Below are 24,120 nucleotides of genomic sequence, written 5' to 3'. Positions count from 1 at the left end.
GCGCACGTCACCACGGACACCGGGGCACGGTGCCCGGGAACCGATCGGCTCCCGGGCACCGTGCCCCGTTCGGCGGTCCCCCGGTCAGGCGGGGGTGATGTTCTCCGCCTGCGGGCCCTTCTGGCCCTGGGTGATGTCGAAGGTGACGGCCTGGCCTTCCTGCAGCTCGCGGTAGCCCTGGGCGTTGATGTTGGAGTAGTGCGCGAAGACGTCGGGACCGCCGCCGTCCTGCGCGATGAAGCCGAAGCCCTTTTCAGAGTTGAACCACTTGACGGTTCCGCTGGCCATGCCTTTGCCTTTCAGCCGATATCGGATCCGCACCGTGCGAACCCGGAGGTGGTCGTCCTGGTCCTCCGGCATTGCACAGCAAACCGCCCGCACTCCGGCGCGGGCGGTCTGGGCGAACCACGACATCTGCTGCTGACGCTACACGGCATGTCCGAGCCTCACCAGTGAGTAAGGGGTGTGAGCGGCAACGATGTTGCCGGCCGTGGCCGTGACGGCGTGCCGGAGCGACGTCACATCCCGGTCGTCCTCACTTCCCTGCGCCATACGGGGGAGACGGCGAGGCGGCCGCACCACCCGGTTCCGCAAGTGGTCTAGCTATGAGTAGTCCACACACGGAGTCGGAGATCGATATGACCGTCAGGAAAGCGCTGGCCCTGGTGATCGGCGCTGTCATGTGCACCGGCGTGACGGCGACCGGCTGCGCCCAGCACCAGTCGGGCGCCTCCTCGCAGGAATCGCGGCCGCCCGGCAGATCCGCGTCGGCCCCGGCATCCCCCCGGCCCGCTCCCCCGCGCTCCTTTCCCCGCCCCCTTCCCGGGCTCGGACCGGCGATGCGCGCCCGGGTCCCCGACGCCTCCCGGCAGGCGCTGGTGGTGTCGGGCGCGACGGAGAGTTCGTACGAGGCCCAGGCGGTGCTCTACGAGCGGTACCCCGCACAGGGCTGGCGTGCCGTCGCCGGTCCCTGGCCCGCCCACAACGGCCTGCGCGGCTGGACCGACGACCACGAGGCGGGCGACCTGCACACACCCATCGGCGTCTTCCGCCTCAGTGACGCCGGGGGCCGGCTGCCCGACCCGGGGAGCCGGCTCCCCTACGACCAGGATCCGGAGTTCGCCGTGTCGGGCACCGGGCACCTCGGCGAGCCGCTGGAGGGTTCCTTCGACTACGTGATCGCCATCGACTACAACCGGGTGCCCGGCACCACCCCCCTGGACAAGACCCGCCCGCTGGGCGAGGACAAGGGCGGCGGCGTCTGGATCCACGTGGACCACGACGGGCCGACCAACGCCTGCGTGTCCCTGAGCGAGGAGCACATGCGCGCGCTGCTCAACGCCCTGGACCCGGACAAGGAGCCGGTCGTCGTCATGGGCCCCGAGCCGGTCCTGACCCGGTAACACGCCCCCGGCGGGCGTCCACTCGCCTTAGACACCCGGTGCGAAACGGCAACGGAGCACTGCGTCCCCCGGCCGAGCCGGGGCGTACCGGTTCGTGCCACGCGGGCTTGACTGGGCGGGCCGCGCTCGGCCTACTGGAGGCACGACTGGGCGGATTCGGGGGACTGGTCCAGTGTCGGCCCGTTATGTCAGCCCCCGGCCGGGACGCAGGTCAGGAGTCCGACAGTGCGGCGTCGACGGGCAGCGGCGGCAGTTCTGCTGACATGGGCACTGCTGTGCGTCGTGGCCCTCCGGCCACCGGGATTCGCTGAGCCGGATCCGGACCGGGACACGGCGGGGGTGTCGGTGACGGTGACGGTGACGGTCGAGGAGGCCGGGGATCCGGGCCCGTGCGAAGAGGGTCCGGCGCTCCGGCATGTCGCCGTCCGGTCGCCGAGGGCCGCGGCGGCGGCCGGGGCCGACGGCGTCGCGGCCGCCTGCGTCCCGGCGCCGGGACGCGCCGCGTGGCAGGGCGGCGCGGACCTTCGCCCGCGAGGACCTACGGGCGGACCGGGAGCGCACGGCGGCGCCCGAGCCGCACCGGGACCGCAGTCGATTCGCTGCTGAGCAACCGCGGTACGACAAGGCCTGCGCCGCGCGGCCTGAGTACTGCCCCGCCGCACCGCGGTGTCCAGCAGGCCTTCGTGTGTCCGGAATTCCGATGACGCAGGAGGCGGGCGAATGTCCGGAAAACGCATAGACGTGGTCGCGCCGGGTGAGCTCGGCGCGGACGACCGGAAGATCTGGCGGCAGATCAGGGCCGCTTCCGGAGCCCCGGCGAATCCGTTCCTTGATCCGGCGTTCACCGGGGCCGTAGGCCTGGTGAGGCCGCAGGCCGCGGTCGCGGTGCTGCGGGAGGACGGCTTCCCGGTCGGGTATTTTCCGCACGAGCGGGGCCTCGCGGGGCGCGGGCGGGCCATCGGACTCGGGGTGTCGGACAGCCAGGGCATCGTGCTGCGCGGGGGCGTACGCCTCGATGCCCGTGCGCTGCTGCGGGCCTGCGCCCTGTCGTCCTGGGAGTTCGACAATCTGGAGACCGGCCAGGATCTGTTCCTGCCCCACGCGACCGAGGCACTGGCCTCCCCCGCGGTCGACCTCGGTGACGGATTCGGGCCGTACGAGGGAAGCCTGCGCAGGAATTCGCCCGGCTTCCTCAAACAGACGCTCGCCAAGGAGCGCAGACTCGTCCGTCGGGTCGGCGAGGTGCGCTTCGTGTACGACGACCCGGACCCCGGGGCGTTGCGCGCGCTCATGCGGTGGAAGTCCGCCCAGTACCGGCGGACGGGCCGGCGGGACCGGTTCGCGCAGGCGTGGATCACCCGGCTCGTGGAACTGCTCGCCCGGAGCGACGACCCGGAGTGCCGAGGAGTGCTGTCCGTGCTCTACGCCGCCGGCCGGCCCGTGGCCGCCCACTTCGGCCTGCGCTCCGCCACGGTCCTGTCCTGGTGGTTCCCGGCGTACGACCGCGCGTACGGCAAGTACTCACCCGGGGTCCTGCTGTTACTGCGGATGCTGGAGGCGGCTGCCGCCGACGGGATCGAGCTGGTCGACCTGGGCAGCGGGCCGGCGCGCTACAAGGAGTCGTTCAAGACGCGTGATCTGAGGGTGCACGCCGGCGCCGTGGTACGCCCGGGGCCGGGCGGCGTCCTGTACCGGCTGGGCCGGGAACCGGTACGAGCCGCCCGCCGATTCGTACGCGACCGACCGGGGCTGGCCCGCACCGCCGCCCGGACCCTGGAGGAGCTGGGCCGGGTGCGCGACCGCTGACACCGCATCGTCCGGCGTACGCCGGACGTCCCGCCGCGGCCGCTCACGGTGGAGCGGCGGACCCGTGCCGTCCGTGCGCGGTCAGCCGACGGGCGGCATGTCGGTGGGCGTCGAGTCGAGTCCGGGCCTGCGCTCACGCCAGTCACCACGGGTGAAGTCGGGGATCTCGACGGGGCGGCCGCCCTTGGCCAGCGACGTGACGCTCAGCGGGACGGGCGAGCACCAGGCGGCCGAGTCGTACACGTCGATGTCCGGCACCAGCCCCGCTCGCATCAGCTGGACGGTGCGCCACTGCAGGACGTAGTCCATGCCGCCATGGCCGCCGTTGTTGGCGGCGTCGTCGCCGACCTTCTGCCACAGCCAGTGGTCGTACTCCTTGCGGTACCCCTCGAAATCGCGCCAGGAGTGGCCGCTGTGGTCCGGTTCGACGTAGATCCGGGCGCCGGTCGGGGAGGGCCCCGTGTAGTCCTCCACGATTCCCCGGCTGCCGGCGAGGGTGTTGATCCGGCTGTACGGGCGGGGCGAGCTCACGTCGTGCTCCGCCCGGATCGTCCTGCCCTTCGCGGTTTCGATCATGCAGGTGACCAGGTCACCGTTGATGTAGGTCTCCTTCCAGGACGGGTGGTCCCTCGGCACGAAGCGCGCACGGTAGTCGGCCAGTCCCCTCGGGGCGGTCGCGGTGGCGCGCAGCGTGGTCATGCGGTCGCCGCGGTTGACGTCCATGGCCGCCGCGATCGGGGCCAGCCCGTGCATGGGGTAGAAGGACGCGGTGCTGCGGGTGTGCCACAGGCGCCGCCAGGAGTCGGTGTAGTAGGTGTCGGAGAAGAGGAGTTCACGCAGGTCGTGCAGGTAGCCGCCGTGGCCGTTGGTGATGTCGCCGAAAAGGCCGTCGTGCGCGCCCTTGAGCATGGCCAGTTCGTTGCGGCCGTAGTTGCAGTTCTCGGACAGGAGCAGGTGCCTGCGGGTGCGCTCGGAGGTGTCGACGAGGTCCCACAGCTGACGCAGTTCCGTCGCGATGGGGAGCTCCACCAGGGCGTGCTTGCCGCTGAGCAGCGCCGCCCGGCCGTGTTCGTGGTGGAACTCCCACGGTGTCGCGATGTACACCAGGTCGATGTCGTCCCGCCGGAGCATCCGGGCGTAGGAGTCGGCGGAGCCGCCGTACTCGGCGGGGCGGGGGCTGCCCTTGCTCTCCAGGCGGTCCGCGGCACGTTTCGCACGGTCGGCGCGGATGTCGCAGACGGCGGCCACGGTGCAGCCGGGCACGGCCGCCCAGCCGGCGATCATGCCTCCACCGCGGTTGCCGAGGCCGATGACTCCGACACGGACGGTTCTGCGGGCGTCGAAGGGCACGCCGATCATCGACTTCTGGCCGGGCCTGCGGCGGGGCGCCTGCCCGGCCGCCGCCGACGCGGACGGGGCCGACGCGGTCATCCCGGCCGCGACGGCGCCGGTGGCGACGGCCGAGCCCAGGAGCAGTCGGCGTGAGACAGCGGGCGTTTCGGACATGACGGCAACACTCCTCGTGGGCGGTCGGCATCACGGGCGGGGCGCGGTCGGGCGCGGTCGGGCGTTGTCGAGCACGGCGGAGCGTGGTCGAACGGACGAGCAGTCGACCGGTCGAGCTGTCGAACACTTTCGGGGCAAGACTCTGCGTGCTCGACCGTTGCATGTCAATATGTGCTCGATACAAAGCCGTTCCGAGCATTTCCGCGCACCGAGGGTCCGTCACATACCGTCCTGCACGACTCCGCGCGTCGAGAGCGTGACGGGGTCCCCGTTCGTGAAGTCACCCGGCGGGATGCCCGGGTGGTGCCCCTCGCTCGAGGGCGGGGCCTGGTCGCGCGGCCCCAGGGTGAGCCGGGACACGATGCGGTAGCGGTCACCGCGGTAGAGGGAGTGCACGTACTCGACCGCACGGCCGCACGTGTCGGTGGTCAGGCGTTCGAAGAGCAGCGCCGGGGACAGCTCCGGCACGTCGAGCAGGTCGGCCTCCGCACGGGTCACCACGGTGGGCTCGATCGACTGCACGGCCTCACGGACCCGGACGGAGTGCCGCTCACCCAGATGGTCGTACAGGTCGCCCTGCTCCAGTTCCTCACTGGTCAGGTCCGAGACGAGGTCGGCCGGGACGTGCAGGTACTCAATGGCCATGGGCGAGCCGTCGACCAGCCGCAGCCGGGCCACGTAGTGGATCCGCGCCGCCGGCGACATACGCAGCTTGCGGCCCACGCGGGCGCCCGCGGGCAGGGTACGGACCTCCAGGATCCTGCTGGTCCAGGCGCCCGCGGCCTGCGGGAGGCTGAAGGCCTGCCGGTCCGATACCAGTTCCTGGGTGATCTTCTCGGCGGCGACGAACATGCCCCGGCCGTGCTCGCGCACCAACAGCCCGGCGACCACCAGTTCGTCGACCGCGGCACGCAAGGTGGGGCGGGACACGCCGAGTTCGGCACACAGGGCGCGCTCGGAGGGAATCGCGTCCCCCGGGCTCCGTTCCTCGATGAGCTCCAGGATCGCGTCGCGCACCCGCTCGCGTTTGAGCACCGCACCGGAGGCGGCGGCGTCGATCTCCATGCACTACTCCCATAACTGGTCCGCTGGTCAACCGAGTTTACCTGTCCACATGGATCGAGAACCAGCCACCCACGTTCCCACTCGGCTCAAATGCCGCTCCTGCGTGAGGGGTTGACGCCCTCATTGGTCCATGCCACCTTCAACCAACGCCGACTGGTAAACCCTTGGCGCCCTTACTGGTCAAGTGCAGGTGTTGTCGTCCCTCGCAGGTCTCCCAGCCCCAGCTCTCCCAGCCCCAGCTCTTCCAGCCCCAGCTCTTCCACCCTCAGATCTCCCAGCCCAGCCCTCACAGATCCAGCTCCCAGAGGTGAACCGTGAAGTACCGCTCGCTCGCCCTGTTCTCCACGCTGGTGCTCAGCGCCGGGCTCGCCGCCTGCTCCTCGTCCGGCGACGCGTCGGACGGCGCCGGCGGCAGGACCGCCCTCGACGTGTGGCTCATGCGCGACAGCGTCTCGGCCGACTTCCAGAAGCAGTTCGAGACGGGCTTCGAGAAGTCCCATCCCGACATCGACCTGAAGATACAGATCCAGGAGTGGGAGGGCATCGGTGAGAAGGTCACCGCGGCGCTGGCCAGCAATGACGCTCCCGACGTCATCGAGGTCGGCAACACCCAGGTCGCCCAGTACGCCCAGAGCGGCGGCCTCACCGACTTCTCGGACCGGGTGGACGAGCTCGGCGGAGGAGACTGGCTCAAGGGGCTCGCCGAACCCGGGGCGTACGACGGCAAGCAGTACGGCATCCCGTACTACGCCGCCAACCGCGTCGTGATCCACCGCACCGACCTGTTCGAGGAAGCGGGTGTGGACGCCACCGGGATCAAGACGCGGGACCAGTGGATCGCCGCCACCGGCAAGCTCGACAAGGGCGGCGTCCAGGGCATCTATCTGCCCGGGCAGAACTGGTACGTCCTCTCCGGCTTCGTCTGGGACGAGGGCGGCGACCTCGCGGTCGAGTCCGGCGGCGAGTGGAAGGGCGGCCTCGACAGTCCCGAGGCGCTGCGGGCCATGGACTTCTACCAGCGCCTCCAAGCCCTCGGCAAGGGCCCCAAGGATTCGGACGAGGCCCAGCCGCCGCAGGCGGAGGTCATGGCGAAGGGCCAGGTCGCCCAGATCATCGCCGTCCCCGGCGGCGCCAAGGTCATCGAGGAGAAGAACCCCGGACTCAAGGGGAAGCTCGGCTTCTTCCCCATCCCCGGCAAGACCGCCGACCGGCCGGGTGCCGTCTTCACCGGCGGTTCCGACCTGGTCGTCCCGGCCGTCGCCGCACACCAGGAGGAGGCCTTCACCTTCATCCGGGAACTGACCGGGGACGCCTGGCAGAAGAAGCTCGCGGTCGCCATGAGCTACGTTCCGAACAAGACGACCCTCGCGGGCGCCGTCGCGGCCGACCCCGGCACCGCCGCCATGGCGGCCGGCGCCGCGAACGGACACGCCACCCCCAACACGCCCCAGTGGGCGGCGGTCGAGGCCAAGAACCCGATCAAGGAGTACATGACGGCCGTGCTCACCGGCAAGGACGCGAAGTCCGAGGCGGTCAAGGCATCCCGGACCATCACCGACACGCTGGGCAGCGACTCCTGACCGCAGCCCGCCCGACATCCACAAGCGCAGGAGGCGCCGTGTCGACCGTCCGTGAACGGAGCGTGCCGCGCAAGGCCGGCCGCCCGCCGCGTGCCCCGCGTGCCGCCCCCGGGCGCCCGGGCGGGCGCGGCGGGGCCGGCCCGGGAACCCTGTGGCCGTACCTGCTGATCGCACCCGCCGTACTGGGCATGCTGTACCTGCTGATCTATCCGCTGGTCCGGGCCGTGCTCATCTCCTTCCAGGACTTCCGGCTGCGCCAGCTGATCCTCGGCGACGCCGACTTCGTCGGGCTGCGCAACTACCGGACCCTGCTGGGCGACCCGCGGTTCTGGGAGGTGGTGCGCCGGACCTTCGTGTTCATGGCGGTCAGCGTGGTGGCGATCATGGTCCTGTCCACCCTGGTCGCACTGATGGCCGAGCGGCTCGGCAGGACGGCCAGGACCGTGGTCCTCAGCTCCCTGGTGCTGGTGTGGGCCGTGCCCGTGGTGGCGGCGACCACCGTCTTCCAGTGGCTGTTCCACTCCGAGTTCGGCATCGTCAACGAGACCCTCACCGGCCTCGGCCTCACCTCGTACGAGGGCCACCCCTGGTTCGCGCACGGCGGCACCGCGTTCGCCATCGTCGTGGTCCTGATCGTCTGGCAGTCCGTGCCGTTCGCCGCGATCACGCTCTACTCGGCCCTGGTCACGGTGCCGGCCGAGCTGTACGAGTCGGCGCGGATGGACGGAGCGGGCGGTGCGCGCATCTTCCGCGCCGTGACGTTCCCGCTGATCAGGCCCATCTTCATGCTGGTCCTGTCCCTCGAAGTGATCTGGACGTTCAAGGCGTTCGTGCAGATCTGGGTGATGACCCGCGGCGGGCCGGGCGAGGCCACCACCATCCTGCCGGTGTATGCCGTGCAGACCGCGCTGGCAGGCCAGCGGTACGACCTGGGCTCCGCCGCCTCGATGCTCACGGTCCTCTTGATGAGCGGCGTCCTCGTCCTCTACTTCCGTCAACTGTTCCGTCAGGAGGGTGAGCAGCCGTGAGCACCACGCGTTCCCCGGCACGGCGAGTCCTGCGCCGCCTCCCGCTCAACGGCGCCGCCGCGCTCACCGTGGTGATCTGCCTGTTTCCCGTGTACTGGATGGTCACGACGGCGTTCAAACCGTCCACGGACATCCAGTCGTACGATCCCCGCCTGTTTCCCGGCGCCTGGACGCTCGACCACTTCCAACGGGCGGTAGGCGCCGACGGTTTCGCGCTGTTCTGGCGCAACAGCATCCTGGTCACGCTCAGCGCGGTGGTGCTCGCCCTGCTGGTCGCCCTCGGCGCCGCCTACGCCGTGGCCCGCATGCGGTGGCGCGGGCGGCGGCAGTTCATGCTGGCGGTGTTCATCGCGCAGATGGCGCCCTGGGAGTCGCTGATCATCCCGATCTACATCATCTCCCGCGACACCGGCATGCTCGACCGGCTCCCGACGCTCACCCTGATCTACTTCATGATCACGCTGCCGTTCACGGTGGTCGTGCTGCGCGGCTTCATCGCCAAGATCCCCCCGGAACTGGAGGAGGCCGCCCAGGTCGACGGCTGCACCCGGGCCGGGGCCTTCCGCAAGGTCGCCTTCCCGCTGCTGGCGCCCGGTCTCATGGCCACCTCGCTGTTCGGCTTCATCACCGCGTGGAACGAGTTCACCTACGCCAACTTCCTCATCATCAAGCAGCAGGACAGCCGCACGCTCCCGGTCTGGCTCTCCTCGTTCCAGTCGACCTTCGGCACCGACTGGGGGGCCACGATGGCGGCCTCCACTCTCTTCGCCCTGCCCGCCCTGGTCATCTTCCTCGCCCTGCAGCGCCATGTGACGGCCGGGCTCGCCTCGGGAGGCGTCAAGGGCTGACCGCGTACGCCGTTCCCCGCCCTCGGCCCTTCCCCCCTCGCCGTGCACCGCCGACCACCGGAGCCGCCCCGTGGACCTGCCACGCCCCGAACTGGCCCTCGTCCCCCGCCCCCGCCGCCTGTCGACGCGCTCCGGCCGGTTCCGGCTGGACGGCGCGACCCGGCTGCGGGTCACCCCGGGAGCCGAAGCGGCCGCGACCCTGCTGCGCGGGGTCCTCGCCCCGGCCACCGGGCTGCGCCTGGAGGCAGCCGACGACGGCGCCTTCGTCCTCGCGCTCGACCCCGCCCTCACCGGCCTCGGCGAGGAGGGATACGGCCTGACCGTGAGCCCCGAGGGAGCCCTGCTGCGCGCCGCCCGCCCGGCCGGACTGCTGCGCGGAGTACAGACGGTGCGGCAACTCCTGCCCTACGAGGCCCTGTCCGGGCGGCCGGTGCGCGGTGTGCCGTGGGACCTGCCCGCCGTGGAGGTCACCGACGTCCCCCGCCACACCTGGCGCGGCTCCATGCTCGACGTGGCCCGGCACTTCCAGCCGGTGTCCTACCTGCGGCGCTACGTCGACCTGCTGGCCCTGCACAAGCTGAACGTCTTCCACCTCCATCTCACCGACGACCAGGGCTGGCGGATGCCGGTGGCCGCCTACCCGCGGCTCACCGAGGTCGGTGGCCGGCGGGCGGAGTCGATGGCCGGCCCCGCCGGCAGCGACCGCTTCGACGGAGTGCCGCACAGCGGTTCGTACACCCGGGCGGAGCTGCGGGAACTGGTCGCGTACGCGGCCGAGCGCGGGGTGACCGTGCTCCCGGAGACCGGCGTACCCGGTCATGTCCGCGCCGCCCTGGCCGCCCACCCCGAGCTGGGCACCGACCCGGCGCGCCGCCTGGACGTGTGGACGCGCTGGGGCGTGTGCGAGAACGTCCTCGGCACCGACGACCACGTCCTGGACTTCTTCCGCGCCGTCCTGGACGAGGTGATGGACGTCTTCCCCTCGCCGTACGTGCACATCGGCGGCGACGAATGCCCCACCGCGGAATGGGAGCGGAGCCCGGCGGCGCGGGCCCGCGCCGCCCGTGAGGGGCTGCCGGGGCCCCGCGCGCTGCACCCCTGGTTCATCGCCCGCATGGCCGAGCACCTAGTGCGCGCGGGCCGCCGGCCGGTCGTCTGGGCCGAGAACGGCGTCACCCTCCCGCTGGACTGCACGGTGATGAGCTGGCGCGAACCCGGGCACGGCCACGCGGCGGCGGAGCGCGGCCACCAGGTCGTGCACACCGACCACCGGACCACCTACTTCGACTACGCGCGCGGACCCGGCCCGCAGGAACCGCCCGCCCAGCCCGGCGCGGTCGTCGACCTGCGCGCGGTGTACGGCGTCGACCTCGCACCACCGACGCCCGACCCGCTGGTCGCCTCCCGAGTGCTCGGCGCGCAAGGCCAGTTGTGGACCGAGTTCGTCGCTACGCCCGAGCACATCGAGTACCTCACGTACCCCCGGCTGTGCGCGCTCGCCGAACGGGTCTGGGACGGCACGTCGGACTGGCGGGACTTCACCGCCCGACTGGCCGGTCACCGGGCCCGTCTGGACGCGCTGGACGTCCCCCACGCCGATCCGCCGGCCACCGTACCCGCACCGCCGCGGGTGGGTGGCGTCCGCTGAGCGCCCGGTGCCGGCCGGTTCACCGTCGCATCCCCCGCTCCACGCACCACCCACCCACGCTTCCGGGCAGCCGGGAGCCATGCCGAAAGGATCCCCGATGAGAACCCGACCCCCCGTCAGCCGCGCCCGCCTGGCACTCGCCCTGGCGGCCCTCCTGGGCGGCGGTGCCCTCACCGCGCTCCCCGCTCAGGCCGCACCCGAAGCAGGCGGTCTCGCCGTCCAGTACCGCACCAGCGCGAGCGGTGCCACCGCCGACCAGACGGAACCCTGGCTCAAGGTCCGCAACACCGGCGCCAACTCCGTGCAGCTCAGCCAGGTGAAGGTCCGCTACTACTTCAAGGCGGACGCACCGAGCGCCTCCTACCGATTCGCCTGCTCCTGGGCGGTGCGGGGCTGTTCCGCCGTCACCGGCACGTTCGGCACGCTGAGCAACCCCACCGCGACGGCCGACCGCTACCTGGAGATCGGTTTCACCCCGGCGGCCGGGACCCTGGCGCCCGGCGCGGACACCGGTGACATGCAGCTCCGTTTCCACCAGGCCAACTGGCAGACGGTCCGGCAGAGCGACGACTACTCCTTCGACGGCGCCCGGACCGCGTACGCCGACTGGGACAAGGTCACCGCCCAGCTCGCCGGCGCCACCGTGTGGGGCGCGGCTCCCGAGGGCAACGACCCCACCGACCCGACCGATCCCCCCGACCCGACGGACCCGCCCGGCGGCGGACAGACCCTGTTCGACGACTTCGACTACAGCTCGCACACGGACCCCGACATCTCCGCGCACGGCTGGAACGTGCGCGCCAACTCCGGCGGGCCCGGTGTCCCCGGCGCCACCTGGGACCCGTCCAAGGTCACCTTCGTCTCCGCCGGCGGCAACTCGGTGATGAACCTGGAGACGTCCACGGCGGGCACCGGCGCGTCCACCACGCACACCGAAGTCCTCACCAAGGCCATGAAGTTCAGGAACGGCACCTACGCGGCGCGGGTGAAGTTCTCCGACGCCCCCCGGTCGGGGCCGGACGGGGACCACCTGGTGCAGACGTTCTTCACCATCAACGACCTCAAGGCCCCGATGGCCGACGACTACGCCGAGTACGACTTCGAGTACCTGCCGAACGGAGGGTGGGGCGAGCCGTCGAACATCCTGTACACGACCTCCTGGGAGACCTACAACCCCGATCCCTGGCAGGCCGTCAACCAGCACTCGGAGCAGCGCCGGAGCTACGCCGGCTGGCACGACCTGGTCGTCACGATCGACGACAGCGCCATCACGTACTACGTGGACGGGCAGCACTTCGGCACGCATGACGCGCGCTACCTGCCCGAGCGGCCGATGTCGATCAACTTCAACCAGTGGCTGATCGACCTCAACGGCCAGACGTCCACGACCCCGCGCGCCTACGACCAGCAGGTCGACTACGTCCTGCACGTCAAGGACCAGGTGCTGAGCCCGGCTCAGGTCGCCGCGAAGGTCACCGGATACCGCGCCGCCGGAACGGACTTCGTGGACGAGGTTCCCGCGTCCTGACCCCAGGCGGGGACGGTCAGAACAGCCGCTCCTGGGCGGACGAGGGCCGTCCCCGCCGGTTGCGGCGCGGAGTGCTCGGTGCGGGCGCCGTGTCCCCGAACAGCGGGGCCGTGCCGTATTCGTCCGGCTCGGCCGGGACGGTCGTGGGTCCCGTGGCCACGTTGAGGACCAGCGGGGCGTCCCGGTCGAAGTCGCCCGGCGTCATCGCCACCCACTCACGGTCCTGCCGCTCATCCACGCACCGACACCTCTCTCGCGCCGCCCGCCGCGACCACGCGACGCTACCAGCCCCGCGAAAGCCCGGTGATCACGGCTCCCGCCCGGCTCGCTTCCCTCGTTCCCGGACGGCCGGGGGACGACGCATCGTGATCGGCCAGGACCGCCACGTGCCACCCGCGCACCCACCGCGTCGTCCGGGCCGCGGGACGGGCCCGCCGCGGCGGCTCGGTGGTCGATCGAGGCGTGACCCCGTCCTGGCTGGTTCCGTCGCCGGCCGGGGCGGTGCGCACTGGTGCGGCCCCGCGTACGGGGGAGAACGCGGGGCCGCACGAGCAAGCTATCGGAGTACTCCCCCGCCTGCCAGCCCCGGCCGCCCCCTGTGCCGCCCGGAGGCGTCACCCGGCCGGCGGACACCCATGGCGCCCCGAACAGGGCGCACGCGCATGGCGCGCTGCGAGGCCGACCGTGCGGGGCACACACTGAGGACATGGTCTACCTCGATCCGCCGGCGGCGGTGTCACGGCGTTTTCCCGAGGCTCCGGTGAGCGCCGCGTCGGCTCGGCGGTTCGTGCGGGCCGCGCTGGACGACGTCACCCCGGACGTGGTGGACACCGTCGAACTCCTGGTCAGCGAGCTGGTCACCAACGCGGTGCTGCACGCGCGCACCGAGGTCGAGGTGGCGGTGTCACGCCCCGGCGGCCGGGTGCGCGTGCGGGTCGGTGACCGCCGGCCCGGCCGTGCGCCCGTACCGCGGCACTGGCCGCCGTACGCCGGTACGGGACAGGGTCTGGCCCTGCTGGAGAAGCTGGCCTCGCGACACGGGGTGGAGGCCGACGACGAGCGCAAGACGGTCTGGTTCGAGATGTGGCCCGAAGCCCCGCCACCGTCGTCGCCGGGGTGGGAATCCGCCGAGCCTGGGTGCCCCTCCGAACGGACGGTGACGCTCGTCGACGTACCGGGCGCCCTGGACTCGGCGTGTCGGCAGCACCGGCACGCGGTACTGCGCGAACTGGCCCTCGCAGCGTCCGCCGGAGAGCTCCTCGGCGTGTCGCCCGAGGAGCTGGCCGCCGCCGGGGACATCAACAACCTGATCAGCGCCCGCGTGACGACCGCGCTCCGGGAACCGCTCACCGAGCCGGACCTGCGCACCCTGCTCCTGCCGCTGCCGGCCGACGCCGTGCCCTCGGTGCTCACCCTGCGCCGCGTCCTGGGCCTGGCCGAGGACGCGGCCGGGGAGGAACGGCTGCTCACGCTGCCGGAGCTGCCGCGCGGGCGAGCCTTCCAGGAATGGCTCTTCGACCAGATCGCGGGACAGCTCTCCGGGAGCCACCCCACCGCGTGGACGGTGGTGCCCCGCGAGCCGGAGACCGGCGCGGCCGAGGTCGTACCGTGGGACGCCGGTCAGGTACGGGGCAGCAGGGTCCCGACCATCGCGGCCGACGAGAGCAACCGGATCATCGCGGCGAACGGACCGGCTGCGGGCCTGCTGGGCTGGGCACCGGACGACCTCGTCGGGCGCAAGCTCACCACACTCATCCCCGAGCACCTGCGCCGGCGGCACACGGCGGCGTTCACCTCGATGCTGCTCACCGGTCGCACCCGCATCGTGGGCCGCTCCGTGCCCCTTCCGGCTCTGCACCGGGACGGCGGGGTGATTCCGGTCAGGCTGTACATCCAGACCCAGGAGACGGCCGACGGCCGTACGGTCTTCGTCGCCCAGCTCAGTCCGCGGGCCACCACGCCCCTCGACGTGCCGAGGACTCCCGGCGGAAGCACGCAGTCGGCGGACCCGGAGCCGGGCAGGGGCCGGCCACCGGCCACCCCGGACCGCGGCGGGAGTCCGAGCGGTGGCGCACACCGCATGTCGGCGCTGGACCGGCTGTCCCTCGTGGCCGATCTGGGAGCGGAGCTCAACAACACCCTGGACCTGGACGACGGGCTGCGGCGCGCCGGCCGGCTGCTGACGCGGCGGCTGGCCGACTGGTGCGTGGTCGACCTGTTCGCCGAGCACGCCCAGGTGGACCGGGTCTGTGTCGTGCACCGCGATCCGAGAGACCGTCGCCCAGACGTGTACGAGGGCCGGCTGCCGGTGGTCTCCGAGGAATCGCGCGGACCGCTGGCCCGTGTGCTGCGCGGTGCGGGGCCCCTGCTGCTCACCGACGCCCCGCCACCGGGCCAGGCCGAAAGCGCGCTGGACCGGAACTATCTCGAACTGTTCCGGGGGCTCGGGGCGGGCAGTGCCGTCGTCGCTCCGCTGCGGGCCCGCCGCAAGATCTTCGGCGCGCTGACCCTGGCCCGTGCGCCCGGCGGGCGGCCGTTCACCGAGGAGGACCTCGCCCTGGTCGACGACCTGGTCCACGGCCTGGCGCTGGGAGTGGACAACGCCCGTCTGTACCAGGACACCCGTTCCATCGCCGAACGGCTCCAGCGCTCCCTGCTGCCGGTGCTGCCGCAGGTCGAGGGTCTTCAGCTCGCCGCCCGCTACGCCGCCTCCTCGGCCACCGCGCAGGTCGGCGGTGACTGGTACGACAGCTTCGTCCTGCCCAAGGGGGACACCGCCGTCGTCATCGGTGACGTCACCGGACACAACCTCGACGCGGCCATCGCCATGAGTCAGCTCCGCAGCATGCTGCGCGGTGTCGCCGTGGACCGCCAGGAGCCGCCCGCGGAGGTGCTGCACCGCCTGGACCTGGCGAATCACAGTCTCCATCAGGAGGCCACCGCCACCTGTGTCTACGGGGTGGTCAAGGGCCCCGCCCGAGGCCCGTGGGAACTGAAGCACTCCTCCGCCGGCCACCTCCCGCCCCTGCTGACCACCCGGGAGGGTGAGACCCGCTACCTCGATGACGGGGCGGGGCTGCTCCTCGGTATGGACCCCGACTCGCCCCGGTCCACCGCCCTCCACGCGCTGCCGGCCCACTCGACGCTGCTGCTGTACACCGACGGTCTCGTCGAACGCCGGGACGAACCCCTCGACGACGCCCTGGACCGGCTGCGCCGGCACGCCGCCGACCTCGCGCGCGAGCCCCTCGACACGTTCTGCGACGAGCTGCTGATCGGCCTGGGGGCCGACAGCGTGGACGACATCGCCATGCTCGCCGTCCGCCCCGCACCGCTTTCGTGAGGGGCCGGTCGGCCGGTTCGTTCAGTGCGCGGCCGGCGCCCGGCGGTCGACGGGGAACAGATAGCCGTCCTCGCGCATCCAGACGAGGTCTCCGGTGTCCACCCGGCCGTCGCGGAAGGTCGGCGCGGAGAGCCCCGGTGCCCGCCAGTAGCGGCGCACGCGGTCGGGGCCGCGCACGATGATCTCGCCGGCCTCGCGGGGCGGGAGGGTGTTTCCGTGCTCGTCGACGACCCTCACCTCGGTGTCGCAGGCGGCCCGGCCGCAGGACTGGCGGAGTCCGGACTGCCTGGCAGTCCGGCCACGTACTTCGCGTGCCTGCCGCGGTCAACGGGTCGGGACATTACCTTTGTGCGGGATACCGCGCCCGGCGGGCGGCGGCGCTCTGCCCGTTCGGGCAGCCCCTTCTGCCTCGTGGTCTCCTGACGTCTCCGCAACGGAGCGTTACGTTCGGCTCGTGAGCATCAGGTCCCGGCGAGCGCCAGGGTGAACGACGAGCGGCTGACCACGGCGGAGGCGGCCGAGGACACGGCCGGACTACAGCCGAAACGGCCGGAACGCCGGCGGTCGGCACAGCCCGATCAGCCGGAAGCGCCCGGCCGGCCGGAACAGCCGGGCCGGACGGAGGGGGCCGGCAAGCGGAAGCGCCGCGGCCCGGGCCCCGTCACGCTACTGCTGCTACCGGGGCTGGTGACCGTCACCGGCGTGGCCGCGTTCCTCGCGCTGACGGGCGGCCTGCCGTCCCCGTGGCCCGAGGACTCCGACGCGGACCAGGCCGCGGCGGTCGACATCGACCCCTCCTACATCCCGTGGCTGCGCAAGGCGGCCTCGGCCTGCACGCTCCTCGAACCCTCCGTACTCGCGGCCCAGATCGACCAGCTCTCCGGCTGGAGCGACGACACGGACGAGCTCTCCGGCCAGAAGGGCATCGCGGCCTTCACCGACACCGAGTGGCGGACCTGGGGCAGGGACGACGACGGCAACGGGCGCTCCTCGCCGCGTGATCCGGCGGACGCCATCATGGCGCTCGGCCGGCAGGACTGCTCCCTGGCCGAGAAGGTGACCGAACTGCGCACCGAAGGCCGGGTCAACGGGGATTTGGTGGACCTGACCCTCTCCGCGTACTCCTCGGGGACGGACGCCGTGACCAAGGCGGGGCGCGTGCCCCCGACGGCCGAGACCTACCTCGCCGAGGTCGAGGCCCTGCTCCCGCGTTACGAGGCACTCGACCGAGCCGGCTCCGGCGGCGCGGGCGGGACGGCCGGCGCTCTCCTGACCGCTCCGGTGAGCCCGCTCACCATCACCTCGCCCTACGGATCGCGGGAGCACCCGCTGACCGGGGTGACCAAACTGCACACCGGCGTGGACTTCGCCGCGCCCCAGGGCGCGCGGGTCGTCGCCGCGCGGCGGGGCCGCGTCGTGTTCGCCGCGCCGACCACCGCGTACGGCAACCGCGTGGTGATCGACCACGGGACCATCGAGGGCAAACGGCTGGAGACCACCTACAGTCACCTGTCGTCCCTGGAGGCCGCCGCGGGACAGACCGTGGAGGCCGGCACCCCGGTCGGACGGGTCGGCTCCACCGGGTTGTCCACCGGCCCCCACCTGCACTTCGAAGTCGTCCTCGACGGGTACTACACCGATCCGCGGCCCTGGCTCGTCGCCGACGGCTAGGAGCGGCGGCGCAGGTCCGCATCTGTGGGTCATACGGCCGGACGGCCATGGTGCCGCCGCCACGCGCCGCGCAGACTGGTCACGCCCGCCGGAGACGCCGGCGGACCGAGGAGCAGGCGGTTGACGATGACGAACACCCCTTCCAGGACCGGTGACCCGTACGCGGCCGGCGACCCGTACGCGACCGGTGCCTTCCCCGCGACCGGAGTGCGCGTCCCGGACACGAAGCTGGCCCGGGAGGCGACCGAACTGGTGCGGGAGAGCACGAGCGAGCTGATCTACCACCACTCGCGCCGGGTGTACTTCTTCGGCGCCCTCCAGGCGCACAACCGGGATCTGAGCTTCGATCCCGAGCTGCTGTACGTCGGCGCCATGTTCCACGACCTGGGTCTGAACGAGGCCTTCCACGGCAGCGGCCGACGCTTCGAAGTGGACGGCGCCGACGAGGCGCGCCGCTTCCTGCGCGCGCACGACGTGCCCGAGGACGGCATCCGGCGGGTGTGGACCGCGATCGCCCTGCACACCACCCCCGGCGTCCCCGAGTTCATGGAGCCGGAGGTGGCGCTGGTGACCGCGGGTGTGGAGTACGACGTGCTCGGCATCGGCTACCACGACGTCTCCGAGGACGCCCGGGCCGCGGTCGTCGCCCTGCATCCGCGTCCCGGCTTCAAGCGCCGCGTCCTGGAGGCGTTCGCCGACGGTGTGCGGTCCAAGCCCGAGACCACTTTCGGCAACGTCAAGGCGGACGTGCTCGCGCACTGCGTGCCGGGCTTCGAACGCGGGGACTTCGTCCGCACCATCCTCGGATCCCCGTGGGCGGAGTAGGCACGGCCGTGTCCGCGCGGCGTGTGGTGGCGGTGACGGCCTTCGACGGGGTGCAGCTGCTCGACGTCACCGGTCCCGCCGAGGTCTTCACCACGGCCAACCTCTTCGGCGCACGGTACGACGTGCGGGTGGTCTCCCCGTCCGGCACCGACGTGCGGACCTCCTCCGGCGTCCGGGTGGGCGTGGACGGCGGGCCGGCCGGGCTGCCCGGCCGGCTGGACACCCTGGTGGTCACGGGGAGGCGGGAGTGGCGGCAGGCCGTCGCCGAGCCGGATCTGATGGCGCTCGTGACCGGCCTGGCCGGCCGGTCGCGCCGCATCACCTCCGTGTGCTCCGGGGCGTTCGTACTGGCGCGTGCCGGGCTGCTCGACGGCCGGCGGGCCGCGACGCACTGGCGGCTCGCCGGGCAGTTGGCCGCCGCCTTCCCGCGGGTGACGGTCGAGCCGGACCCGGTCTTCGTCCGCGACGGCCCGGTCACGACGTCCGCGGGCGTCACCGCGGGCATCGACCTGGCGCTGGCCCTGGTCGAGGACGATCACGGCGGGGACCTGGCCCGTGAGGTGGCCCGCGAACTCGTCGTCTTCATGGCCCGCCCGGGCGGGCAGTCGCAGTTCAGCGCCCGCCTGACGCCGCGCGAGGCACGACACCCGGTGGTGCGCGCCGTCATGGACGCCGTGACCGCCGACCCGTCCGCCCCGCACAGCCTGGCCTCCCTGGCCCGCGGCGCCGGGGTCAGCGCCCGGCACCTCCGGCGGCTCTTCCGCGCCGAGACGGGGACGACCACCGGTCAGTACCTGGAGGCCGTGCGGCTGGAGAGCGCGCAGGCCCTCCTCGAAGGGGGCAACGAGGACATCGAGGCGGTGGCGGGCCGGTCGGGCTTCGGCTCCGCGGAGACGATGCGCCGCGTCTTCCGGAGCGCTCTGGGCGTCACGCCCACGACGTACCGGGCACGGTTTCGCACCACGGCGGGGTACCCGGTACGGCGTGCGGACTGAGCGGGCTCACTGCCGGCCGCCGAAGAAGACCTGCACCTCCCGGATCAGTCCGTCCCGGACAGTGATCGCCTCGACGTTGCGGTACCTGTCGCCGGTCGTGAGTGCGTACTCGTAGTAGGCGAAGACGAGCTCCCCGTCCGCCGGGGTGACGTGCACCAACCGCTGCTCCGCCAGCCGGCCGGCGGTCGGGAAGCAGCGCTCGAAGAACGCCGCTTTGTCGATGTGGTCGTCCTGCGGGCTGGTGAAGGAGAAGTCGTCGGCGTAGAGAGCGGTCGCCGCGTCCCGGTCCTGCGCCCGGTAGTACCGGAACGCCGCTTCCACGATGCTCGTCGGGCTCTCGGACATGCGATCTCCCTGTGGGCCGGTGCCGCGGCTGCTGCCCCTATCGTGGCATTACGCACCGCGATTCGCGTTTGATCCGCCGGATCGCGTCGAAGGACACAGCATGACCCAGTCGAAGCGCGAGACAGAGCGAAAGTACGAGCCCTCCTCCCCCGGCGCCGACGATCTGCCGGACCTCACCGGCGTCGGTCCCGTCACCTCGGTGACCGAGGCCGGGCCCGAGGAGCTGGACGCGGTCTACCACGACACCGCGGATCTGCGGCTGGCCGGCACGTCGGTCACCCTGCGCCGCCGGACGGGCGGCTCGGACGCCGGGTGGCATCTGAAGCTGCCGCTCACCGGGGACAGCCGCGAGGAGGTGCGGGCCGCCCTGTCGGACGACGTACCGGAGGCGCTGCGCGAGCTCGTCCTGTCCCGCACGCGGGGCGCGGAGCTGCGTCCCGTGGTACGGATCAGGTCCACCCGTTCCGTGCGGCACCTCCGCGACGCCGAAGGCACGGTGCTCGCCGAGCTGAGTCTCGACGCGGTGCGCGCCGAATCGCTGCTGACCGGAGATGGCCGTGCCGAGTGGAGCGAGCTGGAGGTCGAACTCGCCGACGGGGCGCCCGCCGGACTGCTGGACACCGTGGAGCGGAAACTGCGCAAGAAGGGGATCGCCCGGTCGGACAGCCCCTCCAAACTCGCCCGGGCGCTGCGGGACACCGGTGCGTCGTCGGCGGCGGGGGCGTCCCGCCGGGCCTCCGCCGAGGTGGTGCCCGGGTCTCCGGGCGCCTACGTGCTGGCGTATGTGCGCGAGCAGGCCGGCATCCTGGTGGCGCTGGATCCCGCGGTCCGCCGGGACCGGCCCGACGGGGTGCACAAGATGCGTGTCACCTGCCGGCGCCTGCGTAGCTGCCTGCGCTCGTACCGGTCGGTGCTCGACCGGCGGGCCACCGATCCGCTGCGCGCCGAACTCCAGTGGCTGGCGGGTGAGCTGGGCGTCGAGCGGGACCAGGAGGTGCTGCGCGAACGGCTCGGCGGCGCGCTCGACGAGCTGCCCGGCGACCTGCTGCTCGGCCCGGTCGCCGCCCGGCTGCGGGTGTGGGACGTGTCACACGGCGACGAGAGCCGGACGCGTACCCGGGAGGCGGTGGCCTCGGCCCGCTACCTGCGCCTCCTGGACGCGCTGGACGATCTGGTCCGGCGGCCGCCGCTGCGCGCCAGGGCGGCGGACAAGCCGGCCCGAGTCATGGCCAAGGCGGTCCTCAAGGAGTACGACCGCCTCGCCGGGCGTATGGAGCACGCGCTGGAGCAGCCTCCCGGGCCGTCCCGGGACGCGGCGCTGCACCAGGCACGCAAGGCCGCCAAGAAGGTCCGCTACGCGGCCGAGGTGGCGCGCCCGGCACTCGGCAAGCCCGTCACCCGCCTCGGCAAGCGCGCCAAGGCGGTGCAGAAACTGCTCGGCGAGCACCAGGACGCCGTCGTCGCCCAGGACACCCTGCGGGAGCTGGCGGTGGCGGCCCACGGTGCGGGGGAGACCGCGTTCACGTGGGGCCTGCTCCACGGTCAGGAACGGGCGGGCGCCCGCGCACGGCGGGAGGAACTCCCGTCGGTGTGGCGGGCGGCGTCGGATCCCGCGCTGCGGGCGGCGCTCAAGCACTGAGCCGCACCGCGGCCCGCGCCGTCGCGCGCGCCACCCCGGGTGCCCGGGCGGCGCGTGCGGGGGTCAGTCCCCCCGGCCCGGGTGGGTCCCCGGCCCGTCACCGTGTCCGGCCAGCGGTGTCGGCGAGAGGTCGACGGGTTCCTCACCGGCTTCGAGCAGCGTGTCCGCGGCGCCCACGATCAGCGGGTCGGGACTGCCCACGGCCTCGTCGTCCTTCGCCGGATAGTCGCAGCGGTCCAGCAGGCTGCGGATGGCCTCCAGCCGGCCCCGGCGCTTGTCGTTGTTCTTGACCACCGTCCAGGGCGCGTGCGACGTGTCGGTGGCCCGGAACATGTCGACCTTGGCCGCGGTGTAGTCGTCCCAGCGGTCCAGGGAGGAGAGGTCCGTCGGCGAGAGTTTCCAGCGGCGCACCGGGTCGACCTGCCGGATCGCGAAACGGGTCCGCTGCTCGGCCCGGGAGACGGAGAACCAGAACTTCACCAGCAGGATGCCGTCGTCGGTGAGCAGGCGTTCGAACAGCGGAGCCTGCTGGAGGAACTGGCGGTACTCGGATTCCGTGCAGAAGCCCATCACGCGCTCGACGCCCGCCCGGTTGTACCAGGAGCGGTCGAAGAAGACGATCTCACCGCGGGCGGGCAGGTGTGCCACGTAGCGCTGGAAGTACCACTGTCCCGCCTCCCTCTCGGTCGGCTTGTCCAGCGCGACCACCCGGGCGCCGCGCGGGTTCAGGCGCTCGGTGAAGCGCTGGATGGTGCCGCCCTTGCCCGCCGCGTCGCGGCCCTCGCACAGGACGACGATCCGCTGTCCGGTCTCCTTGGCCCAGCGCTGCATCTTGAGCAGCTCGATCTGCAGGACCCGCTTCTGCCGCTCGTAGTCGGACCTGCGGACCTTGCGGTCGTACGGATGGTTCTCCCGCCAGGTGTCGATGGGCCTCCCCTCCGCGTTGAGCAGGATCGGCTTCTCCGGCCTGCGCTCGTCGATCCGCAGACCTTCGAGGAGAGCCTCCTCGGGGGCGTCGCCACCGGCGGCATGCGCCTTCGCCATCCCCGGCCCCTCACCCTCCGGCGTCAAATGACCACTCCCGTCTCCCTGCTCACGCCGCGCGCGCCCGGCCCCGCACGGCGCGCACGGGCCCGGCCGGGGTCCGGGTGGCCGTGACCCGGTAGGTGGTCCTGGCCGGGTCGGCCAGCGGCTCGCCCAGTGCGATCCGGCCGGCGGCGTGCAGTTTGTCACACTCGGCGGTGGGCAGCGCCGCGTAGCAGCCGCCCCTGCCCGTGGCCGAGTCCAGCGGCCGCCAGTAGCTGTATCTGCGCCGTCCGCCCTCGCGCACGGTGGCGAACACGGGGGTGCGGACGTCGGTGACGATGCGCAGGACGTCGGCCTCGGCAGGGCTGAGCGGCCCGCACGGGCGGGGCCCGCGTCGAACGGGCGCGCGGGTCTCGGCGTTCTGCGCGTGGACGACGGTAAGCGGCATCGGCTGTGGCCTTTCGGGACGGGGGACTCGAGACCGCGTACCCGCTCCGGCCGGTGTTGATCTCGCTTGCCCGCATTCTTGTGCACGGCACTGACAATGCCGTTCCGGCGCCGCCGGAACACGGCGGTTCAGTCCTGTGGTACGCCCACGCGCCGCAACGGGTGGGGGTCGAGACGGGCGAAACCCTTCTGACGTTCGTAGGGGATGCAGGGGCAGGGAGCCGTCGTGGCGCTCGCGGCGTCGAGCCTGGCCACCTGGTCCTCGGTCAGTGTCCAGCCGACGGCACCGAGGTTCCGCCGCAACCGCTCCTCGTTGCGGGCGCCGATGATCGTGGCCCGCCGTGGGAGCCCTGCGCCCGCCGTCGACGGCACCGGCGCACCCACGCCGGGGGCGGTCACCGTGCCGTCCGAGCCCGCCCGCCCCCGCCCCCGCGACCGACCGGCCGGCCGCCGGTCCGCGCGTCCGGAGCCGCACTCCCGCACCCGCGGGCCCGCACCGGGCAGCCGCCCGGAATCCGCCATTGCCGCCGGCGTGCAGGGCCAGTGGCCAGGCCGGGCGGACCCCGGGCCGGACTCTCGCGTTGGCATGCACGAACACCGGCCACCGCCGGTTGTGACGATGCCGTCACGCTATCTTCACGAGACGCACACTTCCGGCCGAGTCCCGTTCTCCGTGCTCCCGGCGGTGCAGACGGTGCGCCGGGGCCGTGCCTAGTCTCCCGGGCCATGCGATCCACACGAACGAGACGCTTCGGTCTCGCCACGATCATCGCCCTCGCCCTCGCCCTGTTCGGCCTGGCGCCCTCCGCGAGCGCCGCCGACCCGGCCCCGGCCGAGCTGACGTTCAGCACCGACGCGGCCACCACCCAGCCGGGCGGCACGGTGAACCTGTCGATGACGATCAAGAACAACAAGACGTACGACATCTGGTTCGTCTACCAGACGATCAACCCCACCTGGCTGACCACCCAGCGGCCCGATCTCAAGTACGGCTTCACCGCTTGCAGCCTGGCCTCGGAAGCCGGCGCCGTCCCCTGCGCCGGTACCGGACCCGCCGACCTCGGCACCAACTACGGCGCCACCATCCCGCCCGGCCAGAGCCGCACCGTCACCCTGACCCTGCAGGTCGCCGCCGACTCCGGCTGCAACGGAAACATCGGCTTCTACTCCTACTTCTACGCCGAGTTCAGCGACAGCACGAGCGTCAACGGCGGCCCGGTCTACACCCCGGAGACCCGCGTCCTGTGCGCCTGACCGCACGCCCCCCAGGGCACCGAGCACACCGAGCACCGTGAGCGCCGGTGGGGGGGGGGGGGGGGGGGGGTTGTGTTACAATCCCGGGTAGGGCCAGGTGTAGGGGACAACCACCCCCACGCCCCCTAAAAAGGGAGGGTTTCCCCACCTCACGCCCGATCTC

General features: G+C 72.4%; 21 protein-coding genes and 1 pseudogene. 13 read left to right on the top strand and 9 right to left on the bottom strand.

Annotation, left to right across the window (positions count from 1 at the left end; all coding sequences use genetic code 11):
* Positions 1-84: 84 nt before the first annotated feature.
* A complete protein-coding gene (locus ACZ4V1_RS23145) occupies positions 85-288 on the bottom strand; it encodes a cold-shock protein (RefSeq protein WP_003978336.1) in 204 nt (67 codons plus the stop codon).
* A gap of 350 nt (positions 289-638) precedes the next feature.
* Between ACZ4V1_RS23145 and ACZ4V1_RS23140 the strand changes: the two genes are divergently transcribed.
* Positions 639-1,403: a L,D-transpeptidase family protein gene (locus ACZ4V1_RS23140; protein ID WP_468339086.1), complete on the top strand. Its 765-nt coding sequence runs from the start codon at positions 639-641 to the stop codon at positions 1,401-1,403.
* A 720-nt stretch (positions 1,404-2,123) separates the two neighbouring features.
* A complete protein-coding gene (locus tag ACZ4V1_RS23135) occupies positions 2,124-3,209 on the top strand; it encodes a GNAT family N-acetyltransferase (protein ID WP_468339084.1) in 1,086 nt (361 codons plus the stop codon).
* A gap of 81 nt (positions 3,210-3,290) precedes the next feature.
* Here the strand turns inward: ACZ4V1_RS23135 and ACZ4V1_RS23130 are convergent, their stop codons facing one another.
* Positions 3,291-4,715, bottom strand: a complete 1,425-nt coding sequence (locus ACZ4V1_RS23130; RefSeq protein ID WP_468339082.1) for a Gfo/Idh/MocA family protein — start codon at positions 4,713-4,715, stop codon at positions 3,291-3,293.
* A gap of 219 nt (positions 4,716-4,934) precedes the next feature.
* Positions 4,935-5,780, bottom strand: a complete 846-nt coding sequence (locus ACZ4V1_RS23125) for a GntR family transcriptional regulator (protein WP_468339080.1) — start codon at positions 5,778-5,780, stop codon at positions 4,935-4,937.
* A 314-nt stretch (positions 5,781-6,094) separates the two neighbouring features.
* Between ACZ4V1_RS23125 and ACZ4V1_RS23120 the strand changes: the two genes are divergently transcribed.
* The 5 genes from ACZ4V1_RS23120 (at position 6,095) to ACZ4V1_RS23100 (ending at position 12,412) form a co-directional block, all read left to right on the top strand.
* A complete protein-coding gene (locus ACZ4V1_RS23120) occupies positions 6,095-7,360 on the top strand; it encodes an extracellular solute-binding protein (RefSeq protein WP_468339078.1) in 1,266 nt (421 codons plus the stop codon).
* A 38-nt stretch (positions 7,361-7,398) separates the two neighbouring features.
* Entirely contained in the window at positions 7,399-8,388 is a 990-nt protein-coding gene (locus tag ACZ4V1_RS23115) for a carbohydrate ABC transporter permease (protein ID WP_468339076.1), read from the top strand.
* Complete coding sequence (locus ACZ4V1_RS23110; RefSeq protein ID WP_468339074.1) at positions 8,385-9,236, top strand: carbohydrate ABC transporter permease; 852 nt, start codon at positions 8,385-8,387, stop codon at positions 9,234-9,236. Before ACZ4V1_RS23115 ends, ACZ4V1_RS23110 begins: the two co-directional genes overlap by 4 nt.
* Before the next feature lie 70 nt (positions 9,237-9,306).
* On the top strand, positions 9,307-10,884 hold the full coding sequence (locus ACZ4V1_RS23105; protein ID WP_468339072.1) for a beta-N-acetylhexosaminidase: 1,578 nt from the start codon (positions 9,307-9,309) through the stop codon (positions 10,882-10,884).
* A gap of 97 nt (positions 10,885-10,981) precedes the next feature.
* Complete coding sequence (locus ACZ4V1_RS23100) at positions 10,982-12,412, top strand: cellulose binding domain-containing protein (protein ID WP_468339070.1); 1,431 nt, start codon at positions 10,982-10,984, stop codon at positions 12,410-12,412.
* A 16-nt stretch (positions 12,413-12,428) separates the two neighbouring features.
* On the opposite strand, the gene ACZ4V1_RS23095 is transcribed toward ACZ4V1_RS23100, so the two are convergent.
* Complete coding sequence (locus ACZ4V1_RS23095; RefSeq protein ID WP_468339068.1) at positions 12,429-12,650, bottom strand: hypothetical protein; 222 nt, start codon at positions 12,648-12,650, stop codon at positions 12,429-12,431.
* A 468-nt stretch (positions 12,651-13,118) separates the two neighbouring features.
* Between ACZ4V1_RS23095 and ACZ4V1_RS23090 the strand changes: the two genes are divergently transcribed.
* Complete coding sequence (locus ACZ4V1_RS23090) at positions 13,119-15,755, top strand: SpoIIE family protein phosphatase (RefSeq protein WP_468339066.1); 2,637 nt, start codon at positions 13,119-13,121, stop codon at positions 15,753-15,755.
* Positions 15,756-15,776: 21 nt separating this feature from the next.
* Here ACZ4V1_RS23090 and ACZ4V1_RS23085 read toward each other — a convergent pair.
* Positions 15,777-16,019 (bottom strand): annotated as a pseudogene (locus tag ACZ4V1_RS23085) (AMP-binding protein); the annotation flags it as partial.
* Positions 16,020-16,238: 219 nt separating this feature from the next.
* Here ACZ4V1_RS23085 and ACZ4V1_RS23080 point away from each other — a divergent pair.
* The 3 genes from ACZ4V1_RS23080 (at position 16,239) to ACZ4V1_RS23070 (ending at position 19,246) form a co-directional block, all read left to right on the top strand.
* The gene (locus tag ACZ4V1_RS23080) at positions 16,239-17,426 is read left to right on the top strand and encodes a M23 family metallopeptidase (RefSeq protein WP_468339064.1); all 1,188 of its coding nucleotides are present in this window, start codon (positions 16,239-16,241) and stop codon (positions 17,424-17,426) included.
* 126 nt (positions 17,427-17,552) lie between these two features.
* Entirely contained in the window at positions 17,553-18,251 is a 699-nt protein-coding gene (locus ACZ4V1_RS23075) for an HD domain-containing protein (protein ID WP_468339062.1), read from the top strand.
* Positions 18,252-18,259: 8 nt separating this feature from the next.
* Positions 18,260-19,246, top strand: a complete 987-nt coding sequence (locus ACZ4V1_RS23070) for a GlxA family transcriptional regulator (RefSeq protein ID WP_468339060.1) — start codon at positions 18,260-18,262, stop codon at positions 19,244-19,246.
* Between the two features lie 6 nt (positions 19,247-19,252).
* Here the strand turns inward: ACZ4V1_RS23070 and ACZ4V1_RS23065 are convergent, their stop codons facing one another.
* Positions 19,253-19,591, bottom strand: coding sequence for a nuclear transport factor 2 family protein (locus tag ACZ4V1_RS23065; protein WP_468339058.1), 339 nt, complete (start codon positions 19,589-19,591; stop codon positions 19,253-19,255).
* 100 nt (positions 19,592-19,691) lie between these two features.
* Here ACZ4V1_RS23065 and ACZ4V1_RS23060 point away from each other — a divergent pair, with 100 nt between their 5' ends.
* Positions 19,692-21,230, top strand: a complete 1,539-nt coding sequence (locus tag ACZ4V1_RS23060; protein WP_468339056.1) for a CYTH and CHAD domain-containing protein — start codon at positions 19,692-19,694, stop codon at positions 21,228-21,230.
* A gap of 63 nt (positions 21,231-21,293) precedes the next feature.
* On the opposite strand, the gene ppk2 is transcribed toward ACZ4V1_RS23060, so the two are convergent.
* The 3 genes from ppk2 to ACZ4V1_RS23045 all read right to left on the bottom strand — a co-directional run bounded on the left by ppk2 (position 21,294) and on the right by ACZ4V1_RS23045 (position 23,225).
* Positions 21,294-22,274, bottom strand: coding sequence for a polyphosphate kinase 2 (gene ppk2 / locus ACZ4V1_RS23055; protein WP_468339054.1), 981 nt, complete (start codon positions 22,272-22,274; stop codon positions 21,294-21,296).
* A 49-nt stretch (positions 22,275-22,323) separates the two neighbouring features.
* Positions 22,324-22,704: a hypothetical protein gene (locus ACZ4V1_RS23050; protein ID WP_468339052.1), complete on the bottom strand. Its 381-nt coding sequence runs from the start codon at positions 22,702-22,704 to the stop codon at positions 22,324-22,326.
* Positions 22,705-22,832: 128 nt separating this feature from the next.
* Positions 22,833-23,225, bottom strand: coding sequence for a hypothetical protein (locus ACZ4V1_RS23045; protein WP_468339050.1), 393 nt, complete (start codon positions 23,223-23,225; stop codon positions 22,833-22,835).
* Positions 23,226-23,429: 204 nt separating this feature from the next.
* Here ACZ4V1_RS23045 and ACZ4V1_RS23040 point away from each other — a divergent pair, with 204 nt between their 5' ends.
* Positions 23,430-23,957 carry a hypothetical protein gene (locus ACZ4V1_RS23040; RefSeq protein WP_468339048.1) on the top strand — a complete coding sequence of 176 codons (528 nt, stop codon included), beginning with the start codon at positions 23,430-23,432 and terminating at the stop codon, positions 23,955-23,957.
* Positions 23,958-24,120: the final 163 nt, after the last annotated feature.

This window comes from Streptomyces sp. NPDC028991, from assembly GCF_055564775.1.
The sequence above is the reverse complement of the archived record's forward strand: the minus strand, read 5'-3'. Positions and strand labels throughout refer to the sequence as shown.

What these genes read in the sequence shown, in the direction of transcription:
- ACZ4V1_RS23050 (WP_468339052.1), bottom strand. Translation starts at nt 22,704, where the DNA reads ATGCCGCTTACCGTCGTCCACGCGCAGAACGCCGAGACCCGCGCGCCC.
- ACZ4V1_RS23145 (WP_003978336.1), bottom strand. Translation starts at nt 288, where the DNA reads ATGGCCAGCGGAACCGTCAAGTGGTTCAACTCTGAAAAGGGCTTCGGC.
- ACZ4V1_RS23135 (WP_468339084.1), top strand. Translation starts at nt 2,124, where the DNA reads ATGTCCGGAAAACGCATAGACGTGGTCGCGCCGGGTGAGCTCGGCGCG.
- ACZ4V1_RS23065 (WP_468339058.1), bottom strand. Translation starts at nt 19,591, where the DNA reads ATGTCCGAGAGCCCGACGAGCATCGTGGAAGCGGCGTTCCGGTACTAC.
- ACZ4V1_RS23125 (WP_468339080.1), bottom strand. Translation starts at nt 5,780, where the DNA reads ATGGAGATCGACGCCGCCGCCTCCGGTGCGGTGCTCAAACGCGAGCGG.
- ACZ4V1_RS23060 (WP_468339056.1), top strand. Translation starts at nt 19,692, where the DNA reads ATGACCCAGTCGAAGCGCGAGACAGAGCGAAAGTACGAGCCCTCCTCC.
- ACZ4V1_RS23090 (WP_468339066.1), top strand. Translation starts at nt 13,119, where the DNA reads ATGGTCTACCTCGATCCGCCGGCGGCGGTGTCACGGCGTTTTCCCGAG.
- ACZ4V1_RS23075 (WP_468339062.1), top strand. Translation starts at nt 17,553, where the DNA reads ATGACGAACACCCCTTCCAGGACCGGTGACCCGTACGCGGCCGGCGAC.
- ACZ4V1_RS23140 (WP_468339086.1), top strand. Translation starts at nt 639, where the DNA reads ATGACCGTCAGGAAAGCGCTGGCCCTGGTGATCGGCGCTGTCATGTGC.
- ACZ4V1_RS23040 (WP_468339048.1), top strand. Translation starts at nt 23,430, where the DNA reads ATGCGATCCACACGAACGAGACGCTTCGGTCTCGCCACGATCATCGCC.
- ppk2 (WP_468339054.1), bottom strand. Translation starts at nt 22,274, where the DNA reads ATGGCGAAGGCGCATGCCGCCGGTGGCGACGCCCCCGAGGAGGCTCTC.
- ACZ4V1_RS23100 (WP_468339070.1), top strand. Translation starts at nt 10,982, where the DNA reads ATGAGAACCCGACCCCCCGTCAGCCGCGCCCGCCTGGCACTCGCCCTG.
- ACZ4V1_RS23045 (WP_468339050.1), bottom strand. Translation starts at nt 23,225, where the DNA reads ATGGCGGATTCCGGGCGGCTGCCCGGTGCGGGCCCGCGGGTGCGGGAG.
- ACZ4V1_RS23130 (WP_468339082.1), bottom strand. Translation starts at nt 4,715, where the DNA reads ATGTCCGAAACGCCCGCTGTCTCACGCCGACTGCTCCTGGGCTCGGCC.